This is a genomic window from Arthrobacter sp. 05N425, assembly GCF_056397125.1.
In genome coordinates this window covers 55,324-77,854 of sequence record NZ_JBFTMU010000014.1, presented here as the reverse complement: position 1 = coordinate 77,854, position 22,531 = coordinate 55,324, and the positions used below count along the sequence as shown (strand labels likewise).

Annotated in this window: 20 protein-coding genes; 13 read left to right on the top strand and 7 right to left on the bottom strand. The window is 69.0% G+C overall.

All coding sequences use genetic code 11. From position 1 onward, the window contains the following. Nucleotides 1–9: 9 nt before the first annotated feature. Together AC1DGE_RS14625 and AC1DGE_RS14620 are read right to left on the bottom strand one after the other, a co-directional pair. On the bottom strand, nucleotides 10–1,143 hold the full coding sequence (locus tag AC1DGE_RS14625; RefSeq protein ID WP_441419057.1) for an acyl-CoA dehydrogenase family protein: 1,134 nt from the start codon (nucleotides 1,141–1,143) through the stop codon (nucleotides 10–12). Nucleotides 1,144–1,223: 80 nt separating this feature from the next. Further along, the gene (locus AC1DGE_RS14620) at nucleotides 1,224–2,048 is read right to left on the bottom strand and encodes an SDR family NAD(P)-dependent oxidoreductase (RefSeq protein WP_441418968.1); all 825 of its coding nucleotides are present in this window, start codon (nucleotides 2,046–2,048) and stop codon (nucleotides 1,224–1,226) included. Between the two features lie 159 nt (nucleotides 2,049–2,207). On the opposite strand from AC1DGE_RS14620, the gene AC1DGE_RS14615 reads away from it, so the two are divergent. The 5 genes from AC1DGE_RS14615 (at nucleotide 2,208) to AC1DGE_RS14595 (ending at nucleotide 9,580) form a co-directional block, all read left to right on the top strand. Further along, nucleotides 2,208–3,554: a glycoside hydrolase family 76 protein gene (locus AC1DGE_RS14615; protein WP_476917676.1), complete on the top strand. Its 1,347-nt coding sequence runs from the start codon at nucleotides 2,208–2,210 to the stop codon at nucleotides 3,552–3,554. Nucleotides 3,555–3,718: 164 nt separating this feature from the next. Next, complete coding sequence (locus tag AC1DGE_RS14610; RefSeq protein WP_441418966.1) at nucleotides 3,719–4,771, top strand: iron ABC transporter substrate-binding protein; 1,053 nt, start codon at nucleotides 3,719–3,721, stop codon at nucleotides 4,769–4,771. A gap of 3 nt (nucleotides 4,772–4,774) precedes the next feature. After that, nucleotides 4,775–6,367 carry an ABC transporter permease gene (locus AC1DGE_RS14605; RefSeq protein WP_476917675.1) on the top strand — a complete coding sequence of 531 codons (1,593 nt, stop codon included), beginning with the start codon at nucleotides 4,775–4,777 and terminating at the stop codon, nucleotides 6,365–6,367. Continuing rightward, nucleotides 6,364–7,539 carry an ABC transporter ATP-binding protein gene (locus AC1DGE_RS14600; RefSeq protein ID WP_441418964.1) on the top strand — a complete coding sequence of 392 codons (1,176 nt, stop codon included), beginning with the start codon at nucleotides 6,364–6,366 and terminating at the stop codon, nucleotides 7,537–7,539. The genes AC1DGE_RS14605 and AC1DGE_RS14600 overlap by 4 nt, the downstream gene beginning before the upstream one ends. Before the next feature lie 121 nt (nucleotides 7,540–7,660). After that, a complete protein-coding gene (locus AC1DGE_RS14595; RefSeq protein ID WP_476917674.1) occupies nucleotides 7,661–9,580 on the top strand; it encodes a glycogen debranching N-terminal domain-containing protein in 1,920 nt (639 codons plus the stop codon). Here AC1DGE_RS14595 and AC1DGE_RS14590 read toward each other — a convergent pair. Further along, nucleotides 9,577–10,392: a phosphatase PAP2 family protein gene (locus AC1DGE_RS14590; protein ID WP_476892851.1), complete on the bottom strand. Its 816-nt coding sequence runs from the start codon at nucleotides 10,390–10,392 to the stop codon at nucleotides 9,577–9,579. The two genes, AC1DGE_RS14595 and AC1DGE_RS14590, sit on opposite strands and share 4 nt — an antisense overlap. Before the next feature lie 41 nt (nucleotides 10,393–10,433). After that, a complete protein-coding gene (locus tag AC1DGE_RS14585) occupies nucleotides 10,434–11,051 on the bottom strand; it encodes a YdeI/OmpD-associated family protein (RefSeq protein ID WP_476908999.1) in 618 nt (205 codons plus the stop codon). Nucleotides 11,052–11,094: 43 nt separating this feature from the next. Here AC1DGE_RS14585 and AC1DGE_RS14580 point away from each other — a divergent pair, with 43 nt between their 5' ends. From AC1DGE_RS14580 to AC1DGE_RS14550, 7 genes are all read left to right on the top strand, one after another. Beyond that, nucleotides 11,095–11,892 (top strand): VOC family protein, encoded by a 798-nt coding sequence (locus AC1DGE_RS14580; protein WP_476892853.1) that lies wholly within the window; start codon nucleotides 11,095–11,097, stop codon nucleotides 11,890–11,892. A gap of 46 nt (nucleotides 11,893–11,938) precedes the next feature. Then, the gene (locus AC1DGE_RS14575) at nucleotides 11,939–12,475 is read left to right on the top strand and encodes an NUDIX hydrolase family protein (protein ID WP_476917673.1); all 537 of its coding nucleotides are present in this window, start codon (nucleotides 11,939–11,941) and stop codon (nucleotides 12,473–12,475) included. Nucleotides 12,476–12,596: 121 nt separating this feature from the next. Then, nucleotides 12,597–13,664, top strand: a complete 1,068-nt coding sequence (locus tag AC1DGE_RS14570; RefSeq protein WP_476892854.1) for a DUF6707 family protein — start codon at nucleotides 12,597–12,599, stop codon at nucleotides 13,662–13,664. A gap of 90 nt (nucleotides 13,665–13,754) precedes the next feature. Beyond that, entirely contained in the window at nucleotides 13,755–14,480 is a 726-nt protein-coding gene (locus tag AC1DGE_RS14565; protein ID WP_476892855.1) for an SRPBCC family protein, read from the top strand. A gap of 33 nt (nucleotides 14,481–14,513) precedes the next feature. Next, the gene (gene tgt, locus AC1DGE_RS14560; RefSeq protein WP_476892856.1) at nucleotides 14,514–15,812 is read left to right on the top strand and encodes a tRNA guanosine(34) transglycosylase Tgt; all 1,299 of its coding nucleotides are present in this window, start codon (nucleotides 14,514–14,516) and stop codon (nucleotides 15,810–15,812) included. Between the two features lie 123 nt (nucleotides 15,813–15,935). Then, nucleotides 15,936–16,685, top strand: coding sequence for a dienelactone hydrolase family protein (locus AC1DGE_RS14555; RefSeq protein WP_441418956.1), 750 nt, complete (start codon nucleotides 15,936–15,938; stop codon nucleotides 16,683–16,685). 166 nt (nucleotides 16,686–16,851) lie between these two features. Beyond that, nucleotides 16,852–17,814: a type IV toxin-antitoxin system AbiEi family antitoxin domain-containing protein gene (locus AC1DGE_RS14550; protein ID WP_476917672.1), complete on the top strand. Its 963-nt coding sequence runs from the start codon at nucleotides 16,852–16,854 to the stop codon at nucleotides 17,812–17,814. 59 nt (nucleotides 17,815–17,873) lie between these two features. Here AC1DGE_RS14550 and AC1DGE_RS14545 read toward each other — a convergent pair whose 3' ends face one another. Next, nucleotides 17,874–18,572 (bottom strand): queuosine precursor transporter, encoded by a 699-nt coding sequence (locus AC1DGE_RS14545; RefSeq protein ID WP_476892858.1) that lies wholly within the window; start codon nucleotides 18,570–18,572, stop codon nucleotides 17,874–17,876. A gap of 184 nt (nucleotides 18,573–18,756) precedes the next feature. Continuing rightward, nucleotides 18,757–20,148: an MFS transporter gene (locus AC1DGE_RS14540; protein ID WP_476917671.1), complete on the bottom strand. Its 1,392-nt coding sequence runs from the start codon at nucleotides 20,146–20,148 to the stop codon at nucleotides 18,757–18,759. A gap of 142 nt (nucleotides 20,149–20,290) precedes the next feature. On the opposite strand from AC1DGE_RS14540, the gene AC1DGE_RS14535 reads away from it, so the two are divergent. Then, nucleotides 20,291–21,154 (top strand): hydroxymethylpyrimidine/phosphomethylpyrimidine kinase, encoded by an 864-nt coding sequence (locus tag AC1DGE_RS14535; protein WP_476917670.1) that lies wholly within the window; start codon nucleotides 20,291–20,293, stop codon nucleotides 21,152–21,154. A gap of 98 nt (nucleotides 21,155–21,252) precedes the next feature. Here the strand turns inward: AC1DGE_RS14535 and AC1DGE_RS14530 are convergent, their stop codons facing one another. Next, complete coding sequence (locus AC1DGE_RS14530) at nucleotides 21,253–22,527, bottom strand: serpin family protein (RefSeq protein ID WP_476917669.1); 1,275 nt, start codon at nucleotides 22,525–22,527, stop codon at nucleotides 21,253–21,255. Between the last annotated feature and the right edge of the window lie 4 nt (nucleotides 22,528–22,531).

Genomic DNA, 22,531 nt, shown 5'->3' with positions numbered 1-22,531 from the left:
CCCGGCTGGCTAGACGATCGCGGACACCCCGGTCACGGCGCGGCCCACGATCAGGGTGTTGATCTCGTACGAGCCCTCATAGGTATAGATCGCCTCGGCATCGGCGAAGATCTTCGCCATCCGGTAGTCGGTGACGATCCCGTTGCCGCCCAGCAGGGACCGGCCCATCGCCACGCTTTCGCGCATCCGGGCGCTCACATAGGACTTCGCCAGCGCCACCTGGGGCATGTCGGCCGCGCCCGCATCCTGCAGCTGGGCAATCCGGACCATCATGCCCATGCTGGCCACCGCGTTCCCGAGCATGGTCACCAGCTGCTGCTGGACCAGCTGGAACTTGGCCAGCGGCCGCCCGAACTGGCGGCGTTCGACGGCGTACTGCCGGGCGACGTCGAACGCGGCAAGCTGTTGCCCCACGCCCTGCCAGGCGACCATGATCCGCGAACCCCGCAGCAGCTCGTTGGTGTCCTCGAAACTGTTGATCCCGGCGAACCGGTCGGCCTCGGCCACCTGCACGTCGGTGAACACGATGTCGGCGTTCTGCACGGTCCGCAGCGCGATCTTGTTTTCGATCCTGCTCCGGCGCACGCCGGGCAGCGTGGCGTCGACAATGAAGCCGCGGATGCCGCCGTCGGCCTCGTCGCGGGCCCAGACCAGCATGTAGTCGCAGAACGTCCCGTTGCCGATCCAGCGCTTGGCACCGTTGAGCACCCAGTGGTCGCCGCTGTCCCCGCCGGACACGCGCCGCGCTGTGGTCTCCATCCCGCCGGCCACGTCGGAGCCGTGGTCCGGCTCGGTCAGTGCGAAGGCCCCGGTGGTGCGCAGATCGGCCGCGTCCTTCAGCAGCCGGGCCTTCTGCTCCTCGGAACCAAAGCCGTAGAGCGACTCCACGAACAGGTCATGGTGGACCAGGAAGAAGGTCGCCAGCGAGGTGTCCACCCGGGTCATCTCGGCGATGACCAGGCCGGCGAACAGGTTGCTGTAGCCGCGCTGGGCCGGTGCGCTGAGCTCCAGCGCCGCCAGCTTGGGCAGGATATGCGCCGGGAACTCGGCGTCGTTCCACCACTGGGTGGCGAACGGCGCCACCTCGCGGGCCAGGAACTCCCGGAGTTCGGCCAGTTTCGCCTGTTCGGCAGCGCTCAGCATCGACTCAAAGTCAAAGAAATCGGCAGTCGGCAGCCCGGACACTGCCGGGTCCGCGGCAGCGGAAGTGCCCACGTCGAGGGTCACTTCGGTCCCATCCGGATGGCGCCGTCGAGCCGGATGGTCTCACCGTTAAGCATGGCGTTGTCCACGATATGCGCGGCGAGGTTCGCGTACTCGGCGGGCCGGCCGAGCCGGGACGGGTGCGGCACCTGCGCACCCAGCGAGTCCTGCGCCTCCTGCGGCAGCCCGGCCATCATGGGGGTTTCGAAGATGCCGGGCGCGATCGTGACGACGCGGATCAGCGAGCGCGCCAGTTCGCGGGCGATCGGCAGCGTCATGGCGGCGACGGCGCCCTTGGAAGCCGAGTAGGCCGGCTGGCCGATCTGTCCGTCGAACGCAGCGACAGAGGCGGTGTTGATGATGACGCCGCGCTCCTCGCCGCCCAGCTCGGTTGCAACTGGCTCGGTGGCGGCCATCGCCGCGGCGGCCAGGCGGATGACGTTGAAGGTGCCGATGAGGTTGATCTGGATGACCCGGCTGAAGGTCTCCAGAGGCAGCACACCGTCCCGGCCCAGCACCTTGCCCGGCGTGGCGATGCCGGCGCAGTTCACCACGATCCGCAGCGGCCCAAGGGCGACGGCGGCGTCGACGGCGGCCTGCACCTGCTCCTCGCTGGTGACGTCCGCCGGGACAAAGACGGCACGGTTCGCCGGTACCGGCGCACCGCCGCCCGCAGCGCCGCCGTCGGCAGACGCGTTGAGCTCGGCGGCTAAGGCGTCCCCGGCCGAGGCCGGCAGGTCCACCAGCACCACGGACGCGCCGGCATCGAACAGCCGCCGGGCCGTCGCGGCCCCCAGACCGGAAGCGCCGCCGGTGATCAGTGCGACAGTACCCAAGACGTCCATGCATCCTCCTTGATGTGGAACCGGAACCCGGCCGTGAGCTGCGCGCAGCCCACTGGCACCAGGGAACATTAGTTAGTTCAGGTTAACTGGAATGCAAACATTGCGCACCTCGGCCCTGAGATTCCGCGCCGGAGCCGCCGCCGCCACTAGGCTTGAACCATGACCGCAGCACCTGCCCATTCCCCCGCCCCGAATTGGTCTTTCCGCGCCGATGAGGCCGCGCGTTCGGTGACCCGGCTGTTCGGGCAGCGCCTCTTCTTCCTGCCCGGCACCCACATCGCCGCGATTTCCCGCCCCTCCGGCAGGCTCAAGAACCTGGCCCGGCCGTGGCACTACTGGTGGCAGGCACACTATGTGGACTGCCTCGTGGACACCGGCCGCCGCGAACTCGGCGTCGAGGGCCACACCCCGGCCAAGTTCGACGGCGACAACCTGCCCAGCGCCGGCAAGCTGGCTTCCCGGCTGGTCACCGGCATCCGGCTGCGCAATTTCCTGACCGTCGTCAACAGCTACTACGACGACATGGCTTGGCTGGCCCTCGCCACCCTGCGGCTGGAGAAGCTCGCCGAAGACACCCGCAAGACCTCCGGCAGGCGCCGCAACGCCAAGGTCCTCAAGAGCCTCACCCTCCAGTTCGACTCGGCCTCGACCGACGACCTGGGCGGGGGCACGTTCTGGAGCAAGAAGCGCGACTTCAAAAACACCCCGGCCACGGCCCCGATCGCCTTGTACTACGCCCGGACCGGTCAGTCGGCCAAGGCACAGGCCCTGCTCGACTGGCTCGACGCCAAGCTCTACGACCCGGAACAGGGCATGTACCGGGACGGCCTCCGGATCGCCCCCGGCGGAGAGCTGGTGCTGGAAAGCGCCATCTACACCTACAACCAGGGCCCGGTCCTGGGTGCGCTGCTGGAGCTGGGCGGTGAGGCGAACCTGGAACGGGCGGCTGCGCTGGTCGCGGCGGTGGGGCGCAGCCTCACGGTCCAGGCCCCGCTGCTGGGGCGCAAGGCCACGGTGCTCCGGTCCGAGGGAACCGGCGACGGCGGCCTCTTCACCGGTGTCCTCATCCGCTACCTGGCCCTGGCGGCCGTCGATGAACGGCTGTCCGCCGAGACCCGGGCCGAGGCGGCCCTGCTGGTGACGGATACCGCGGAGGCGTTCTGGGAGGGCCGCCGCCTGGTGGCGGCGCAGGAGCCGCTGGCACGCAACGGGGCACGGCTGGTCTTCTCGGCCCGCCCCGAGCTGCCGGCGCGCCGGAGCTACCCGGCGGGGTCCGCCGTCGAACTGTCCACGCAGCTGCAGGCCTGGATGGTCATGGAGGCAGCGGCGTCGATCGCCGGGAGGCTGCCCGCCGTCGGGAAGCCCTCCGCCGAGGAGTCCGGCGGAGAGTCCGCGGCCGAAGACGCTGGCGCTCCGGCCGTTGCCACCCCAGAGGCCGGCGCCACCCACGCGGGCGACGCCGCGCCGAGCGCCACAGCGGCCCAGGAAGCCTCCACAGGGAATTAGGTCACGCAATAGTTTCGTAATTGGTGTGATCCTCCTCACTTAAGGCGCTCTCGGCTTGGTTGCTTAGGTTTGGCTAACCTACAGTTTTTCGTAGTGAGCATGCCCTAACTTCCCGCTCACGGAGGTTAGGCACCTACGACCTTTTCCTTGCAGAAAGTAGCCTCATGAAGATCCGCAATAATGCGCTGGCAGGCATCGCCCTCGCCGCCACCGCCGCCCTCAGCCTCGCAGCCTGTGGCTCCGGCGCATCGACCTCCGGCAGCACCACCGGAGCCGACGGCAAGCCGGCCGGCGAGATTACGGTCTACAACGCCCAGCACGAATCCCTGACCAAGGAATGGGTTGACGCCTTCACCGCGGAAACGGGCATCAAGGTCACCCTGCGCCAGGGCGACGACACCGAAATGTCCAACCAGATCATCCAGGAAGGCGCGGCCTCCCGCGCCGATGTGTTCCTCACCGAGAACTCCCCCGCCATGGCCCAGGTGGAAAACGCCGGGCTGTTCGCGGACGTGGACAAGGCCACCGTCGACCAGGTTCCGGCCGAGTTCCGGCCCTCGACGAACAAGTGGACCGGCATCGCCGCCCGCTCCACCGTGCTGGTCTATGACAAGGCCAAGCTGAGCCAGGACAAGCTGCCCAAGTCCATGCTGGACCTGGCCAAGCCCGAGTGGAAGGGCAAGTGGGCGGCATCGCCGTCCGGCGCCGACTTCCAGGCGATCGTCTCCGCCCTGCTCGAACTCAAGGGCGAGGCCGCCACTGAGGAATGGCTCAAGGGCATGAAGGAGAACTACAAGGCGTACAAGGGCAACAGCACTGCCATGAAGGCCGTCAACGCCGGCGAGGTGGACGCCGCCCTGATCTACCACTACTACTACTACGGCGACCAGGCCAAGACCGGCGAGAACTCCAAGAACGTCACGCCGCACTACTTCAAGAACCAGGACCCCGGCGCGTTCGTGTCCGTCTCCGGCGGCGGCGTGCTCAAGTCCTCGAAGAATGCGGCGGCCGCCCAGGCCTTCCTGAAGTTCATCACCGGCAAGAAGGGCCAGGAAGTGCTGCAAAAGGGCACGTCCTTTGAGTACGCCGTCGGCTCGGACGTCCCGTCCAACGACAAACTGGTTCCGCTCAAGGAACTGCAGGCACCCAAGGTCGATCCGGCCAAGCTGAACTCCGCCAAGGTCACCGACCTGATGACCAAGGCAGGCCTGCTCTAAGCAGTGACAAAAACGCTAACGGCTCCCGGAACCACCGGAAGCACGCCGACGGCGGGCAGGGGCAAACGCCCCCGCCCGCCTTTCGGCGTTTCCGTGGTGGCCATCCTGGCGGTCCTGATCGCCCTGTTTTCGCTGATCCCGCTCGGCTACGTGGCGGTCATGACAGTCTCCACCGGCTGGGACACAGCCGTCGGCCTGATCTTCCGCGCCCGGGTAGGCGAGCTCCTGCTCAACACCGTGCTGCTCACGCTGATCACCGTGCCGCTCTGCCTGATCCTGGGCGTGGGCGGCGCGTGGCTGGTGGAACGCACCAACCTCAAGGGACACAAGTGGTGGGCCGTGCTGCTCGCGGCGCCGCTCGCGGTTCCGGCCTTCGTCAACAGCTACGCCTGGGTCTCTGCCGTGCCATCGATGGGCGGGCTCTGGTCCGGCGTGCTGATCGCCACCCTGTCCTACTTCCCGCTGGTCTACATCCCCGCCGCCGCGACGCTCAGCCGCCTGGACCCCGCCATCGAGCAGTCCGCCGCCTCCCTGGGCCTTGGGGCGTGGCGCGCCTTCTTCCGTGTGGTGCTGCCGCAGCTGCGGATCGCGATGACCGGCGGCGCGCTGCTGGTCTCACTGCACCTGCTGGCCGAGTACGGCGCCTTCGCGATGATCCGTTTCGACACCTTCACCACCGCGATCATGGTCCAGTACCAGTCCACCTTCAACGGGACGGCCGGGAACATGCTGGCCAGCGTGCTGGTGTTCCTCTGCCTGATCCTGCTCCTCGTGGAGGTCCGCAGCCGCGGCACCGCCCGCTACGCCCGGGTGGGCTCCGGCGCCCAGGCCCGCGCACTGCGCCTGCCGCTGCACGCCTACCAGCTGCCCGCGCAGCTGTCCCTGCTGGCCCTGACCGCGCTGGCTTTCGGGCTTCCGCTGACGTTCGTGCTGCGCTGGATCTTCGCCGGCGGGCCGGACATCTGGGCCGCCGATGAGTTCCTGCCCGCGCTGCTGCAGACCCTCGGCTACGGCCTGGCCGGCGCCCTGGCCACCACCGTGGTCGCGTTCCCGATGGCGTACCTCGCCGTGCGGCATCCCGGCTGGTTCAGCAAGGCCCTGGAGCTCTCCAACTACGTCACCAGCTCCATGCCCGGGATCGTCGTCGGCCTGGCCTTCGTCACCGTGAGCATCCGGCTGGCACCGGACCTCTACCAGACCACGGCACTGCTGATCTCCGCCTACGTCCTGCTGTTCGTGCCCCGGGCGCTGGTGAACATCCGCTCCGGGCTTTCGCAGGCCCCCAAGGAGCTCGACGAAGCGGCCCAGGCCCTCGGCAAGCCTCCGCTGCTGGCCTTCCTCCGGGTTACCCTGCGGCTCACGGCTCCGGCCGCGGCCGGCGGCGCTGCCCTGGTGTTCCTTGGGATCGTGAACGAACTGACGGCCACCCTGCTGCTCTCCCCCAACGGGACGCGCACCCTGGCCACCGAGTTCTGGAGCAAGAGCAGCGAAATCGACTACGCCGGGGCCGCCCCCTACGCCCTGCTGATGATCCTGATCTCGGCGCCGATGACCTACCTTCTTTTCCAGCAGTCCAAGAAAGCAGCGGGACAGTGACCGAACAAAACCCCTCCCGGCTTCCGGAACCCCGGATCGCACCCTCCGTGGCGCCCAGCACCAACAGCCACCTGGAAGTCGAGGCCGTCACCAAGAACTTCGGTTCCCAGGCCGTCCTCAAGGGCGTCAACCTCTCCGTCGCGAAGGGCGGCACGACGGCGATCGTGGGCCCCTCCGGCTCGGGCAAGACCACCTTGCTGCGGTTGATCGCCGGCTTTGAGCACCCCGACACCGGCAGCATCTCCCTCGATGGCCGCAAGGTAGCCGGCGACGGCCTCTGGGTGCCCGCGCACAAGCGGCACGTCGGCTACGTGGCCCAGGACGGCGCCCTCTTCCCGCACCTGACCGTGGGCCAGAACATCTCCTTCGGACTGGACGCCGGCAAGCTCCCCGGCGGCCACCGCGGAGTCAAGGCCCGCGTCGCGGAGCTGCTCGAGATGGTCGCCCTGGACCCGGCCATGGCCAAGCGGCGGCCGCACCAGCTCTCCGGCGGCCAGCAGCAGCGCGTCGCGCTGGCCCGCGCCCTGGCCCGCGAGCCCGAGCTGATGCTGCTGGACGAACCGTTCTCCGCGCTCGACGCCGGGCTGCGCGTCGCCACCCGCCGCGCGGTCGGCAAGGTGCTCCACGACGCCGGCGTGACCACCATCCTGGTCACCCACGACCAGGCCGAGGCGCTCTCCTTCGCGGACCAGGTCGCCGTGATGCGCGGCGGCAAGCTCGCCCAGATCGGCAACCCGTTTGTGGTCTACACGCGCCCGGCGGACCGGGCCACCGCGGAGTTCCTGGGCGACGCCGTGATCCTCGACGCCTGGATGGAGGGTTCCCTGGCCACCTGCTCGCTGGGCGGCATTCCGGTCCGCCGGCCGCCGGCACAGGGACGGGTGCAGCTCATGCTCCGGCCCGAGCAGATCCGGATCGCGGAGGACGGCCCCATCCGCGGCACCGTGGTGGACACGGACTACTTCGGCCCGGAGACCACGGTACGGCTCAAGCTGGCCGTTCCTCCGGTCCTGGCCGAGGGCGCCGTTGCCGACCACCGCTACCCCGGCGGCGGCGAGATCATCACCATCCGGCACTGGAACGCGTCGATCGCCCGGCCCGGCACCGAACTGTGCCTGAGGGTGGTGGGTGAGGCCGTGGCCTTCCCGATGGAGGACACCACGCAGGACTGAGCCCCGCCGGCCGGGCGGCGTGCCCGCAGACGGGCGGACCTGCAGACGGGCGGACCTGCAGGCGGGCGGCACCGCGGGCGGGCCTAGGTCCGCCCCGGCCTTCCGGCATAGGCTGGGGCGCATGACTGTTCAGCCAGCACTCCACCGTCAGCACTGTTCCGTGGCCGCCCCCACCCAGTTGTGGCTCGACGCCGACGGCCGGCTGGCCGGCGATGCATCCGGCGAGAGCGCCGCAGGTACAGCCACCGCCACAGGCGCCGGCGACTGGTTCACCGGGCTCTTGCATGGCGACACCCGGATGCTGTGTCGGGCCGAGGTGACCGTCAACGGCTTCGCCCCGGAACCGGCCACGGTCGAGGCCTCCCCCGGCGGGGTGCTCCGCGTCCGCGGACTCGTGCGCGGCATCGAGGGCCCCACCGAGGATCCCGCCGTCGAACTTGTGCAGACCTGGACCGTCACGCCCGGCGCTGTCCGCGTCTCGCTGCGGCTGAGCACCTCGCTGGAGGCCCTGGACGCGGAGGTTGAGGTGCGGCTGGCTGCGGACTTCACCGACATGGCGGCCATCCGGCTCGGCCGCTACCGCGAACCCTTGCAGCCCGCGGCGGCGGATGATTCCTCGCTGCGCTGGAGCGAGGGCGGCAAGACCCTGACCGTTTCCGCGCCCGGCAGGGTGGCCCGCGGCGAACGGCTGATCTGGCGCGGGACCGCCGGCCGCGGCAGGCCGCTGGAAGCCGAGTGGCAGGCCGTGCTGGCCGACACCGAGGACATCGTGGTGGCCGCGCCGCCGCCCGCCCGCCGGGTCCGGACCGAGCCGGAGGGGGACCTCGGCCTGCTCCTGGACAATGCCCTCGACGAGCTCGACGGGCTCCGGCTGGCCACCCGGAAAGCCCCTGAGGCGCCGTTCCTCGCCGCCGGGGCGCCCTGGTACTTCACCCTGTTCGGCCGGGACTCGCTCTGGGCGGCCCGGCTGCTGCTGCCGTTCGACGCCGCCCTTGCCGCCGGGACCCTGCGCGCCCTTGCCGCTTACCAGGGCACCAAAACGGACCCTGCAGCGGCCGAGGAGCCGGGCAAGATCCTGCACGAACTGCGGGCCAAGGAACTGGTGCTGGAAAGCCAGGCCCTGCGGCTGCCGCCGGTGTACTTCGGCGCCGTGGACTCCACCCCGTTGTGGCTGTGCCTGCTCGGCGAGCTGGGCCGCGCCGGCACCGACGACGCCGCGGTCCGCGCCCTGCTGCCGAACGCCGCCCGCGCCGCGCAGTGGCTGCTGGCCGCCGGGATGGCCGGTGCAGACTCCGGCAACGGCGGGTTCCTCAGCTACCAGGACACCTCCGGCCACGGGCTGAGCAACCAGGGCTGGAAGGACTCCCGGGACGCCATGCAGTTCCGCGACGGCCGCCAGGCCGACGGCCCGATCGCACTCTCCGAGGTGCAGGGCTACGCCTACCAGGCAGCCGTGGGGACGGCAGAACTGTTCGACTCGTACGGCGAACCCGGGGCCCAGGAGCTGCGCGACTTCGGCGAGGCGCTGAAACACAACTTCCGCGAGCGCTTTTGGGTTCAGGACGACGGCGGCCGGTTCCCCGCCATGGCGCTCGACGGCCACGGCGAACCGCTGGACATCCCGGGCTCCAACATGGGCCACCTGCTGGGCACCGGGATCCTGGACGCCGCGGAGGCGCGGCTCGTGGCGGACCGGCTGCTCAGCCCGGAGCTGTTCTCCGGCTACGGCCTGCACACCCTGTCCCGGCGCGCGGCGGGATTCTGGCCCTTCAGCTACCACTGCGGCTCGGTCTGGAGCCACGACACCGCCATCGCGATCAGGGGCCTGCTCAGCGAGGGATTCACCGCCGAGGCACGGGTGCTGGCCGAGGGCCTGCTGAGCGCCGCGGGGTCGTTCGGGCACCGGCTCCCGGAGCTCTTCGCCGGCGTCACCGCGGCCGAGTCGGGGCGCGCGGTGCCGTATCCGGCCTCCTGCCACCCGCAGGCGTGGTCCTCAGCCTCCGCGGTGGTGCTCGCCCAGGCGCTCGGCGTAGCGTTCTAGGGCCTCTGCTCCGCCCGGGCCGGCAGACCCGGCTCGGCCTGAAGTGCCGGGTAGGCCGGAAGTGCCGGCGCGGCCGGCGCCTGGTCCGGGTCCGCCATCCGGGGGTCCGCCGTCCGGGCGCCGCGCAGGCCATCGACCAGGACCACGACGCCGGTGACGGCCACCGCCAGGCCCAGCGAGGCGACCACGTCCGTCAGCCAGTGGTAGCCGAGGTAGAGCCGGCTGAACGCGACCAGCAACGTGCCGAGGGCGGCCCCCGAGAAGGCCAGCACCGCCGTCGAACGCCGCGCCGTGCGGGCGCCGGCGCTGCCCAGCAGCAGGTACACCAGCACCAGCAGGAAGACGCCGGTACCAAAGGTGTGCCCGGAGGGGAAGGACAGGGCATCGTCGGGGCCCATCAGGAAGTCCGTAGCCGAGGGCCTGCCGCGCGCGACCTCGTGTTTGATCAGGGTGGACACGCCGAAGGCGGCCGCCATGGCTCCGAGGAGCAACGCCGGCCGCCAGATTTCGCGCTTCCAGACCGCCCAGCCGAGCGCGAGCAGGCCCCCGATGACCGTCATCCAGCTTGGCGAGGTGACCGTGCTGACGGCAGCCAGGATTCCTGTGGCGAGGGGCGACCGGTCCTCCACCAGGGCGTCATGGACTCCGCCGTCGAGCAACGCGAGCCCCGAGTCCGTCTGGACTGCGGCCAGCATGAGCCAGAACACGGCCTCGCCGGCCACCAACAGGCCTGCGGCGGCAAAGAACAGCGTGCGCTGCGAACGCTGGGTGGGGGCGGCGGCGCGCGAGGGCCCGCTTTGGGTGGTAGGCATTGGGCTATTTTCCCACCCCAGGCTGTCGGGCTCCCGGACGGTTACCGGGAAGTCGCTGAAGGTCCGGGATCCGGCCGCCGGCTTTGCGGGTACGGCGTTTCAAAGCGTGCGAGCATGTCCACGAAGCCGGCGATCTTCCGCTCCCGGGTGGCGGCCTGCTTGACCGAGTTGGTCCGGTAGATCAGCGCGAACCGGTTCACCGACGTCAGGACCTCAAACATCGCCTGCGCCCGGGGGTCCGCCGCGATCGCCGCGGCCAGGTCCTCCGGCACCTCGGCTGCGGCCTGGCCCGCATAGGCCGCCTCCCAGCGTCCGTCGGCCTTGGCGCTGTCGACGGCAGCGCGCCCGGCGGGGGCCATCCGGCCGGCCGCTTCGAGGCGCCCGACGCGCTCCACGTTCCGCGCCGACCAGACGCTTTTCGGCCCCCGACGGGTCATCCGCTGGAAGGACGTCTCGGCATCCCGGCGCCTGCCCTGCCCGTCGATCCAGCCAAAGCACAGCGCCTCCTGCAGGGCGGCCTCGTAGTCCAGTTCGGTAACCGAGCCGCCCTTCTTGTGCAGTACCAGCCACACCCCGGGGCTCTCCGCGTGGTGCTGTTCCAGCCACGCGCGCCACTCGGCGGCGTCTTTCACCAGCAGTTCCCTTAGCTCAGCAGCCATGGCACCATTGTGCTCCCGGCCCCGAACCATCAGGGAGATACCAATGCTGCGTGTCCGCCCCATCCATTTCACCTCCCGGCTCGATCAGTGGGAGCGGCTGCTGACCGACCTGGGCATGGTAAAGACCGCCGACGAGCCCACCTGGCGGGAGTTCGACGCCGGCGCGGGACGCCTGGCACTGCACTTCGCCGAGGCGGGGTCCGCGGAGGACGGCACCACCTCCTTCGGCGTCGAGGTCGGCGACCTGGCGGAATTTGCCCGCCGGACCAACGAAGCCGGTGCCGCGACCGGTGCCGCCGGCGGCACCACGGCGGAGCTCATCGACGCCGACCACGGTTCCTCGTGCCGGGTCTCTTCGCCGGATGGGTTCAGCTTCCTGGCAGATCCCGCCGTGCGCGCGTCCGACGGCACCTGGTCCACGTCTGCGGAGGCGGAGCCGGGTCTCGCCGTCGTCGGCGTCTGGTTCGCGCAGGATCCGCGGGCGGCGACCCAGACCCTGCGCGACATCGGCGCCCGCCCCCGCCCGGTGCCGGGCGCACCCGGTGTCGGCTACGCCGACCCCGACATCGTCGAAACGGAGGCGTTCACGGCGAAAAACGGCGGCGTCCTGATGGTCGGCGCCGCTGCCGGAACCGCGGCGGGCGCCGGGAGCGCCGGGCTGGCCTTCGAATACGACGGCGACCTCGACGCTCTGCGCGAGCGGCTCGCCGAGGCGGGGCATGACGTTGCGGCGGTCGAGGAGGCCGCCCTGCCGCTGCTGCACGTGGGCAACCCCGATGCGGACGGCAGTGCCGCCCACCCCCACGCCCTGTGGATCGCCGCGGCCCCCGGGTCCGAATAGACAGGGTGACCACGCCCGGGGAACGCGGATGGGGTAGAACTTAACCATGAACGTTCGCACCCCCGACCCCAATCCCGGCTGGCTTTCCGACGAGGATCTCTTCGAGGCCCGCGGCCGGCTTCCCATGGTCTACGTCGAGGCCGTTCCGGTCCGGCTTGACCCGCTCGGGTTCGTGAACGAGGTCGGCACCCTGCTGCAGGCCGACGAGGACGGCACCATGATCCGGTCCCTGGTTTCCGGCCGGGTGCTGTACCGCGAGACCATCCGGGCGGCCCTGTTGCGCCACATGGAAAAGGACCTTGGCCCGCTCGCCTTCCCGCAACTGCCGATCAGCCCGGTCCCTTTCACGGTGGCCGAATACTTCCCGTCCCCGTCCCACACCGGCTTCACCGACGACCGGCAGCACGCCGCCCTGGCCTACATCATCCCCGTCACCGGCGAATGCTCTCCGCGGCAGGACGCCCTGGAACTGACCTGGATGACCCCGGAGGAAGTGATGAGCTCGGACGTGCAGCTGGAGTTCAGCGGCGGCCGCGGCGCCCTGATCCGCCAGGCACTGGCGTTCGCGGGCGTCGGCCACTAGGGAGTCTGCCCGGAGCAGCTGGACCGCCCCCGGGACGACCGGGCCGCCCCGGCGTCCCCGACTTCGCGCGCCGGTCTTTGTAGACTGTTGAGCGGACCGAAAGAGAAGTTAAGGACTCCAGATGACCCACCCCACAGCCTCACTGAACTACAGCGAACGGCAGGCGGGATCTCTGCAGACCGGGGATCTGCTGCTCCTGCCCGACGCCACGCGCACCGCCGAAATCCAGCGTGTGGACGTCGACAACGACGATTTCGGTTCCCCCGCCATCGTCCGCGCCACCCTCACCGGGGGCGGAGTGCTGCGGATCGCCGCCGGCTCCGTGGTCCGGGTCCGGGACGCCCCGACCGAGGCCGCGGAGCTGTCCCCTGTGGACGACGCCGGCCGCCAGGACGACGATGCTCCGGAGACCGCCTCCGGCGAACCCGCCGCTCCCTCCGCGGACGACGCCGGCCCGGAACTGCAGGTGGTCCCGCCCCGTCCCGCGGAGGACGGCAGCCCGACGTCGCCGTCCGCCGTCGTCGTCCCGCCGCCGCCGGTGGTTCCGCCGGCCGTCAGTGGACCGAGCGAGGCGGACCTGGCCTTGATCCCGATCGCGGAGGGAACTCCGGAGTCCGTAGTGGAGGCCGCGGCCGAGGCGCACCCCGATGCGCTGGGCGTGTTGTTGCTTAGCGACCGGCTCACCAAGGGCATCAACACCAAGTCCGGCAGCTGCCTCAAGGACCTCAGCGATCTGGCGCATGAACTGTTCGTCGTGCTCAAGGACGCCGACAACGCCCTCGCCGTCGCGGACCTGCTCAACGTGTTGCCCTTCGACGGGAACCCGGGCCGCTGGGCGTCGGTGGAAGCGTCTCTGGCGCTGGCCAGCTACATTTGCCGCCAGCGCGGGGAAGACGAACGCGCGGCCGTCTATGAGAAGTTCCTGCGGGCGCCGGACGCCATGGAGACGGACCCGTTTAAGTCGCGGATAAACGCCAAGGTGCGCCAGCGCTCACTCAACGAGCCAAACCTGTACGACAAGGAAATCTTCCGCGCCATCGACAACGCCAACCCGGATGCGGAGCGGGAGTGGCGTTTGCTGCGGCTTGAGGCGCTCCTCTTCCTGCGCGCGCACGGCGGCTCGCAGACCATCGGAGGCCCGGAAATAGAACGCCGGATCAGCAACGAACTCGAGTCCGTCCGCGGCTGAGCGCGCCGGCGGAACGCGGCCCGCCCGGGACGCCGATCGGTGGGCGTTTGGCCCTACCCGGGCAGGGCCGGGCGGGGTAAATTCAGCCCCATGACGAACAATCTCAGCGTGGTGATCAACTCTGACGCGCCGCAGGTCTGGACGATGCTGCGCGAACCCGCGAAGGTGGCCCAGTGGCACGGCTGGGAGGCCGACGACCAGGCCGCCGAGATCAACGCGATCTACTTCAGCCCCAACGTGGTCGAGAGCGCGGACCACTCGTCGCTCGTCGTCGACGGCGGCGACATCTTCACCCTCAAACCGGTCCCCGCCGGCACGGAGGTCAGCGTGACGCGCGCGGCGATCGACCACAATTCGGAGTGGGCGGCCTGGGACGAGGACATCACCCAGGGCTGGCTGACCTTTTTGCACCAGCTCCGTTTCGCCCTCGAGCGCCACCCGCACGGCAACCGGCGGACGTTCTTCTTCTCGGTGCCCGGGACGGGTGGCTCCGCGATCGACAAGCTGGGCCTGGCCGATGTGCCCGCGCCGGGCGAGCCGTACTCGCTGACCCTGGCCACCGGGGAGGAGATTGCCGGGAAGGTCTGGTTCCGGAGCAACCACCAGGTGGGCCTGACCGTGCACGGGTACGCCGAACACGGCGACGGCCTCGTCATCGTGGCGGACCAGCCCGCCATCCCCGAGGTCCGGCCCGACGGCGGCTCCCTGGTGATCGTCTCCACCTACGAGCTCGGCGCCCACCAGATGGAGGCCATCCGCAACTACTGGGACAGCTGGCGCGCTGAGAACTACCCCACATCGGACCCGCTGCACTAAGGGTTCCGCGGTGTTAGCTGGCACACTTGAACGGTGCCAGCGAATCCTGAACCCGCCCCCTCCGCCCCGCTGCCTGCCCGGCAATCCGAGTTTTCCTTCCGGGTGGGCAAGCGCTTGAGCGAAACGTGTGCGCCGTCGGGCGCGCAGGTGGCGGCGAACGGCGGGGAATTCCTGGGCCGCACCGGCACCATCGCCACCCCGCACGGGGAGATCCAGACGCCGGCGTTCATCGCCGTCGGAACCAAGGCCACGGTGAAGTCCGTGCTGCCCGAGGCCGTCGCCGATCTCGGCGCGCAGGCCGTGCTGGCCAACGCCTACCACCTGTACCTGCAGCCCGGCGCGGACGTCCTGGACGAGGCCGGCGGGCTGGGCGCCTTCATGAACTGGCGCGGCCCCACGTTCACGGACTCGGGCGGCTTCCAGGTGATGAGCCTGGGGTCCGGGTTCAAGAAGGTCATCGACATGAAGTCGGTGGACCACTCCGGCCCGGACGACGCCGTCGCGCCCGGCAAGGAACGCCTGGCCCACGTGGACGAGGAGGGCGTCTGGTTCAAGAGCCACCTCAACGGCGACCGGCACCGGTTCAGCCCCGAGATCTCGATGAACGTCCAGCACCAGATCGGCGCGGACATCATGTTCGCCTTCGACGAGCTGACCACGCTGCAGAACTCCCGCGGCTACCAAGAGGAGTCCCTGGAGCGCACCCGCCGCTGGGCCGAACGCTGCATCACCGAGCACTTCCGGCTCACCTCCGAGCGTGCCGGGAAACCCTACCAGGCGCTGTTCGGCGTGATCCAGGGCGCCCAGTACGAGGACCTGCGCCGCAAGGCCTGCCGGGACCTCGGCGCCATGAACTTCGACGGCTTCGGCATCGGCGGGGCGCTGGAGAAGGAAAACCTGGGCACGATCGTGCGCTGGTGCAACGAGGAACTGCCGGAGAACAAGCCGCGGCACCTGCTGGGCATCTCCGAGCCCGACGACATTTTCACCGCGATCGAAAACGGCGCGGACACCTTCGACTGCGTCTCCCCCACCCGGGTGGCCCGCAACTCGGCGTTCTACCACCCCACCGGCCGGTACAACCTCTCCGGCGCCATGTACAAACGCGATTTTGGTCCGCTGCAGGAAGGCTGCGACTGCTACGCCTGCCTGAACTACTCGCGGGCCTATATCCATCACCTGTTCAAGGCCAAGGAGATGGTCTCGGCCACCCTGATCTCGATCCACAACGAGCGCTTCGTGGTGAAAATGGTCGACGACGCCCGCCTCGCCATCGAGGCCGGGACCTTCTTCGAATTCAAGGCCGAGACCCTGGGCCGGTATTACTCCTAGGCTCCCGCTCCGGCCGCGCCCCCGTCTCTCCTTCGGCCGCTTCGACGGTTCCCCGCGCGTTCGACGCGGGTAAACGTCGAACGCGCAGGGAACCGTCTAAATGGCGTCGGATAGGCTGGCCGGATGTTTATCGAGATTCCCGCCGCAGACGGCACAGCCGAGGCCCTGGTGGCCCGCCCCTCCACCGGTGAGGGCCCGTTCCCGGGCGTCATCCTGTACATGGACGCCTTCGGCCTGCGCCCCCGCATCCAGGACATGGCGCAGCGCATCGCCGACTGGGGCTACGTCGTCCTGGCTCCGAACGTCTTCTACCGCGAAGGAACGGTTGCCGAGCTGGCCCCGGACCTGGACATGACCACGCCGGAAGGCCGGGAGGCGGCAGGCGCGGCCGCCTTCCCGCGGGTCGGCCGCCTCACCACGGACAAAGCCCTGCCGGACATCGACGCGTGGCTGGCGGCCTTGGGCGGTCTGGACGGCGTCGCCCCCGGCCCGGTCGGCGTCACCGGCTACTGCATGGGCGCCCGGCTTGCTGTCCGCACCGCCACCGCACACCCGGACGCTGTGGCTGCCTGCGGCGGCTTCCACGGCGGCGGCCTGGCGACCGACGAGCCCGACAGCCCCCACCTGGGACTCGGCAACGCCCGTGCCCGGTTCGTCTTCGGCCACGCCGATCATGATCGGAGCATGGATACCGACGCCGTTGCCCGTCTCGGTGCGGCCCTGGACGCGGCGGGCCTGAAGGCTGCCAACGAGGTCTACGCGGGGGCACCCCACGGCTATTCGATGGCGGACACCTCTGCGTTCCACCCGGAGGCCACCGAACGGCATTTCCGCGAGCTTCGCGAGCTCCTCGACGGGACGCTCAAGGCCTGACGGACCGCCCGGCCTTCGCCGTTTCGATGGTCCTGGCCGTTTCGATGGTTCCCTGCGTGTTCGATGTAACCAAGCAGCCTTACCGCAGGGAACCGTCGAAACGGCATTGTCCACATACCCCCACGGCGCTCTGGAGCGAGCCGGGCGGTTGGCCAAAGCTGGTCCCATGCCCACCAAACTTCCCGATGACGGGACCCTCTGGCGCACGGACCAGCTTTTGGCATCCGGACGAAATTCCCGGGCCATTGCCAGGCACGTCCGGGACGGAACCCTCGTCCGGCTGCGCCGTGGCTGCTACGCCCGCGGGCAGTGGTGGCGGGGCCTTGATGCCCCGGCCCGACGTCGGCAGCTGATTTCGGCGCATGCGCTCGGAACGCTGACGACGTCGGCGGGAGGCTTCGTGTACAGCCACATCTCAGGTGCCAGCCTCCATGAACTCCAGCTGTGGAGGGTCGATTACCGCGTGCACCTGACGCAGAACGGCTGCCCCTCGCGGATTTCGCACGGGCGCGACGTCGTCGCCCACACCAGGCGGGTGACAAGCCGCGAGATGTGCTTCGTGGACGGATTGCCGTGCACGTCCCTGGAACGCACGGTCGTGGATTGCTGCCTGATGTTCACCGTGCCGCAGGCTGTGATCCTGATCGATCATGCGGCCCGCCTGGGGGCGGATCTCGGCATGATCCGCGCCCAGTGTGGTGCCCTAGCCGGGCGTAACGGAGTGGTGGCGCTGCGCCGGGCCCTCGAGTTGGCCGACCCTCGCTCCGAATCAGCCGGAGAGAGCCTGACGAGGGAACTGCTGCACCGGATCGGGATTGCGCCGCCCGAGCTGCAGTACAGCGTTCTGACGCCGCTCGGGGAATACCGGCTGGACCTAGCCTGGCCCGAGCGCAAGGTTGCCCTCGAGTTCGACGGCAAGAGCAAGTACTTCGACTACCGGCCCACCGGAGAGGTCCTATTCGCGGAGCGGCAGCGCGAGAAGGCGCTGACGGAGCAGGGCTGGACGTTCCTCCGAATCGAGTGGAAGCACCTGTTCAACGAGGTGGAGTTCAAATACCGGGTCCTGCGGGCGCTGAACCGCGGCGCCGGGGCTGATTCCGCGCCGTTTCGACGGTCCGCTGTCGGCTAGACGCTTCTCAGCGTCGAGTGGGCACGGAACCGTCGAAACGGCGGATGTTGCGGGCGGAGCTAGACAGTCCCGTAGCTGGGTTCGCGCTTCTTCACCCAGCCAATGGCGAGCGTGGTCAGCGGCACGAAGGCGAACTCCACAAGGGTCTTGTAGAGGAATCCAACGAGGACGTAGTTCACGAACATCGCAGCGTCGGTAATTCCAATCACGGAGGCAGCGATGCTGCAGAAGATCAGCGTGTCCACGAACTCGCCGGCCACGGAGGACCCCATGATGCGGGCCCACAGGGACTTCTCCCCCGTCCGGGCCTTCATCCTTACCAGGATCCAGGAATTGATCGTCTGACCGGCGAAAAAGGCCAGCAGGGAGGCGAGCACGATCTGTGGGACCGGGCCCAGGGCGCCTTCCAGCGCGGACTGCTTGGCGGCCCCATACTCGTCATCGAAGCCGGGCAGCGCGATGATGACCCAGTAGCAGAGGGACGCGAAAGCTGACAGTGCGAAGCTGGTGATGATCGCCTTGCGCGCCACTTTGAAGCCGTAGACCTCGCTGATGACATCGCCCAGGATGTAGGCCAGCGGGAAGAGGAAGAACCCGCCGTCGGTGATGATCGGGCCGATCGCCACGCCCTTGGAGGCGCCGATGTTGGACAGGATCAGCACCACGGCCATCACGGCCAGCATGATGCCGAAGTATGGGGAACCGATCGAGGCGAACTTCGGCGGGGCGGCAGCCGGAAAGGTCTTGGCGGAAGTCATGGGCGTTCCATTCGTAGTGGTTCGCTCGGCGGCCCGGTTCGCGTGAACGGGCGGGTCGGCCGGCTGTATTAGCACTGGGGGTTCCTGCGGCACGGGGCCCGGACCCGTCCCTGCGGACAAGACGCTGCGTAGCATCGAATCGGCAGGGAACCGTCGAAACGGCGCCAGGGCAGCGTTCGGAACCCTAACGGCGCGAGGCGTCCACGAGATCCTTGCCGTCGTCCTCACGGGCATCCGCGGGCTCCCAGGCGTGGCCCTGTTCGTGGTCCAGGTGCGTGGACTTCTTGTTCTTCAGCGCGAAGATGTAGACCAGCAGCGAGATGGCGATGGCCACCGTGACGTAGGTGAAGAACAGTTCTTCCTGGCCGGCCTTCTGCAGCGCCGCGCCGATCAGCGGGACGGTGCCGCCGAAGAGCGAGTTGGCGATCGCGTAGCCCAGCCCGACGCCGAGGGCGCGGATGGACGCGGGGAACAGCTCGGCCTTCACCAGGGCGTTGATGGACGTGTAGCCGCCCACGATCAGCAGGCCGCCCATCATCAGCAGGAACGCCGTGAGCGGATCCTTGGTGCCGGCCAGGGCGGAAAGCAGCGGCCAGGTGAACAGGACGCCGGTGATGCCGAACCAGAGCAGGAGCGGCTTGCGGCCCACCTTGTCCGAGATGATGCCGTAGACCGGCTGGAGCAGCATAAAGATGAACAGCGCCCAGAAGTTGATCACCGAGGTGTCTGTCTTGGCGATGCCCGAGGTGTCATTCATGAACTTCAGGATGAAGTTCGTGTACGTGTAGAACGCCACCGTGCCGCCGAGCGTGATGCCGATGCAGATCATCAGCGGCTTCCAGTAACTGGTGAACAGCAGCTTCATGGTGCCCGGCTGCGCCTGACCGGCCACCGCGGGGGCCTTTGCGGCCTCGATCTGTTCGGCCGAGACGGTCTCCTCCATGGAACGCCGGAGCCAGAGCACCACGAGGGCCGCGACGCCGCCGATCGCGAACGGGATCCGCCAGCCCCACTCGCCCAGGTCGCCCTTGGGCATAACGTTCTGCAGGATGACCAGGACCAGCAGGGCCAGCATCTGGCCGCCGATCAGCGTGACGTACTGGAAGCTGGAGAAGAAGCCGCGGCGTTTGGTGGTTGCAGCCTCGGACATGTAGGTGGCGCTGGTGCCATACTCGCCGCCCACCGAGAAACCCTGGATCACGCGGATGAGGACCAGCAGGATCATTGCCCACAGGCCGATTTGCTGCTGGGTGGGGAGCACCGCAATGGCGAAGGAACCGGCGGACATCATCGTCACGCTCAGCGTCAGCGCGGCCTTGCGGCCCTTGCGGTCCGCATAGCGGCCGAAGAACCAGGCGCCGATCGGGCGCATCAGGAACGACGTCGAAAAGACCGCCATCGCCTCAAGGCCGGCCTGGAGCTCGTCCTTGGAATTGAAGAAGTGCGACTGGAAGTAAGCCGCGAAGACTGTGTAGACGTAGAGGTCGTACCACTCGACGAGGTTGCCGGCCGAGCCTTTGAGGATGTTGCCGACGGCTTTTCGGGTCTGGGCCGCTTCGGACAGTTGGGTGCTCATCAATGAACCTTCCTGGATCCGGCGTCGCAAGAGAGCAACACCGTCCGCCACCTTAGTTCCCGTGATCCAGAACACTCGGGTTTTGGTCATATTGGTCATACGCACAATGCGGCCCGTTTTCCCCGAGTGGCAGGATGGGTCCATGATTTCTTACGCCGTGGACAACGTGACCTCCGACGCCAGCGCCTACCCCGCCGTCGCCCTGACCATCGCCGGCTCCGAGGCCACCGGCGGCGCCGGCGCGCAGGCGGACCTGAAGACCTTCCAGGAACTCGGCGTCTTCGGCATCGCGAACCTGACCTGCATCGTCTCCTTCGACCCGAAAGACAATTGGAGCCACCGCTTCGTCGCGGTGGACCAGCAGGTCATCGCCGACCAGCTGGAGGCGACGACGGCGGCGTACGGCGCCGCGTCCGGCGCGCCGTCCGTGCTGGACACGGTGAAGATCGGCATGCTGGGCAGCCCGGCGACGATTTCCACGGTGGCGTCGGCGCTGGCCGACTCTGCGTTCCGGAACGTGGTGCTGGACCCGGTGCTGATCTGCAAGGGCCAGGAGCCGGGCCACGCCCTGGACACCGACCAGGCGCTCAAGGCACAGATCCTGCCGCTGGCCACCTTCGTCACACCGAACCACTTTGAGGCCGAGTCGCTCTCCGGGCTGGAGATCACCGACGTCGACTCGCTCAAGGCCGCGGCCGTCCGCATCCACGAACTCAGCGGCGCCGCGGTGCTCGCCAAGGGCGGCGTGCGCCTGGCCGGGCCCGACGCCGTCGACGTCTACTACGACGGCGAGACGCTGGAGGTCCTCTCCGCCCCGAAGGTGGGCGAGGTCGCCGTTTCCGGCGCCGGCTGTTCGCTGGCCGCCGCCGTGACCGCGGAGCTTGCCAAGGGCGCGACGCCGCTGGAGGCCGCCCGCACGGCGAAAGACTTTGTCACTGCGGGGATCCGGAACCGGGTGGCCTCGGGCGCGCCGTTCGACGCACTCTGGCAGGGCGGCCCGCGCTAGCCGACGACGCTCCCTCAGGTCCGGCGGCTACCGAACAGCCGCTCCCTCACTGATTGAGGAGTCGGTCGATATTGACCGGCAGAATCTGAGCGAGCGCCTCATGATTGGCTGGGGTCGGACACCCGGCCCATGAACAGCGGCAGCCCGGTCTCGACGTGGACGATTTCGTAGACGAACGGCCGGTCAAAACGGATCGTGTGCGTGAAAGCGGCGCCGCTCACCGCCTCCGCGTTGACTTGGGACACGGCGGCGGCAATCGTGCCCTTTTCCGCCACGGTGATGTTGGCGGACTGGCCGGCCTGCGTGATCTTGAGGCCACGCTGGATTGAGTTGAAGTCCGTCTCGGTTTGGAGCGTCTCCCGCAGGCCGAGGCTGGCGAAGACCTCGCGCAACTCGAAAATGCTCTTCTGGTTCCACTGCGGGAGGGAAAGCTGGGTGGGCGACGGGGCGGCCGCGTCAAGGGCCCGCGCAGCCTCGGCAAGGTATGGCACCCCGGTGCCGGGAGCTCCGGAATCCGGCAGTACCAGGCGCATCACGAAGCCCTCGGCATAGGGAAGATCGACGGCCTGCCAGCCGTTTCCCTGGGCAAAGGGGAGATCCTGGACGCCGGACATGGTGGGTACCGATACCTGCCGGCCGGCCGCCGTCGTGAAGGGACGGTCTGCGGTGTCCGCCGGGTCGAAGGGCACCTTCCAGGCAGACGCGAAGTACACCGAGTTGAGCACGCTGAAGGTGTTGTATTTGCTGTACTCCGCAGGCGCTTTCTTGATCCGGCCTCCGGTGTTCTTGTTCACCCAGGCGTCGATTGCCGGCTTAGTGGTGTCCTCATCCTGAAAGTCCACCGGGTACACGCCGGTGCCGTAGTACCGGGCCAGGGAACGCAGGTACCCCTCTCCGGTGGGCACACCTTTGTCCACGAACAGGCCGTTGGCGGTGTGCAGGACCGGCCGGCGGGGCGGATTCTTCTCGTCCACCGAGCCGGGGTCGCCGTCGAAGGCTTCCAGGGATGCAAGCAGAACATCCAGGGCTTCGTCGCGGTGCTGGGCGGGGAGGCCCAGGACTTTGTCCATCTCGGCGGCCGTTGCCCCGGCCGCACCTGTCCGCAGCATGGCCAGGGCAATCAGCAGGCTGCCCGGGGACGAGACCACGTTGCCGTTTCCGGCCTCCCCGCCGTCCGCGAGGAGCGCTGCGCCCAGTTTCCGCGCGGCCGCCCGGAGCTGAGCCAACTCGGCCGGGTGGGCGGCGCGGTCCACCGAAACGCGTTCGACGCCGTCGGCCTTCAACAGCGCCGGCGGCGAGGCCGCACAGGCCGAGAGGACCAGCGCCACGACCGCCGCGGAAGCAATAATGCGTGCCGGAATCTTCTGTTTCATCGCG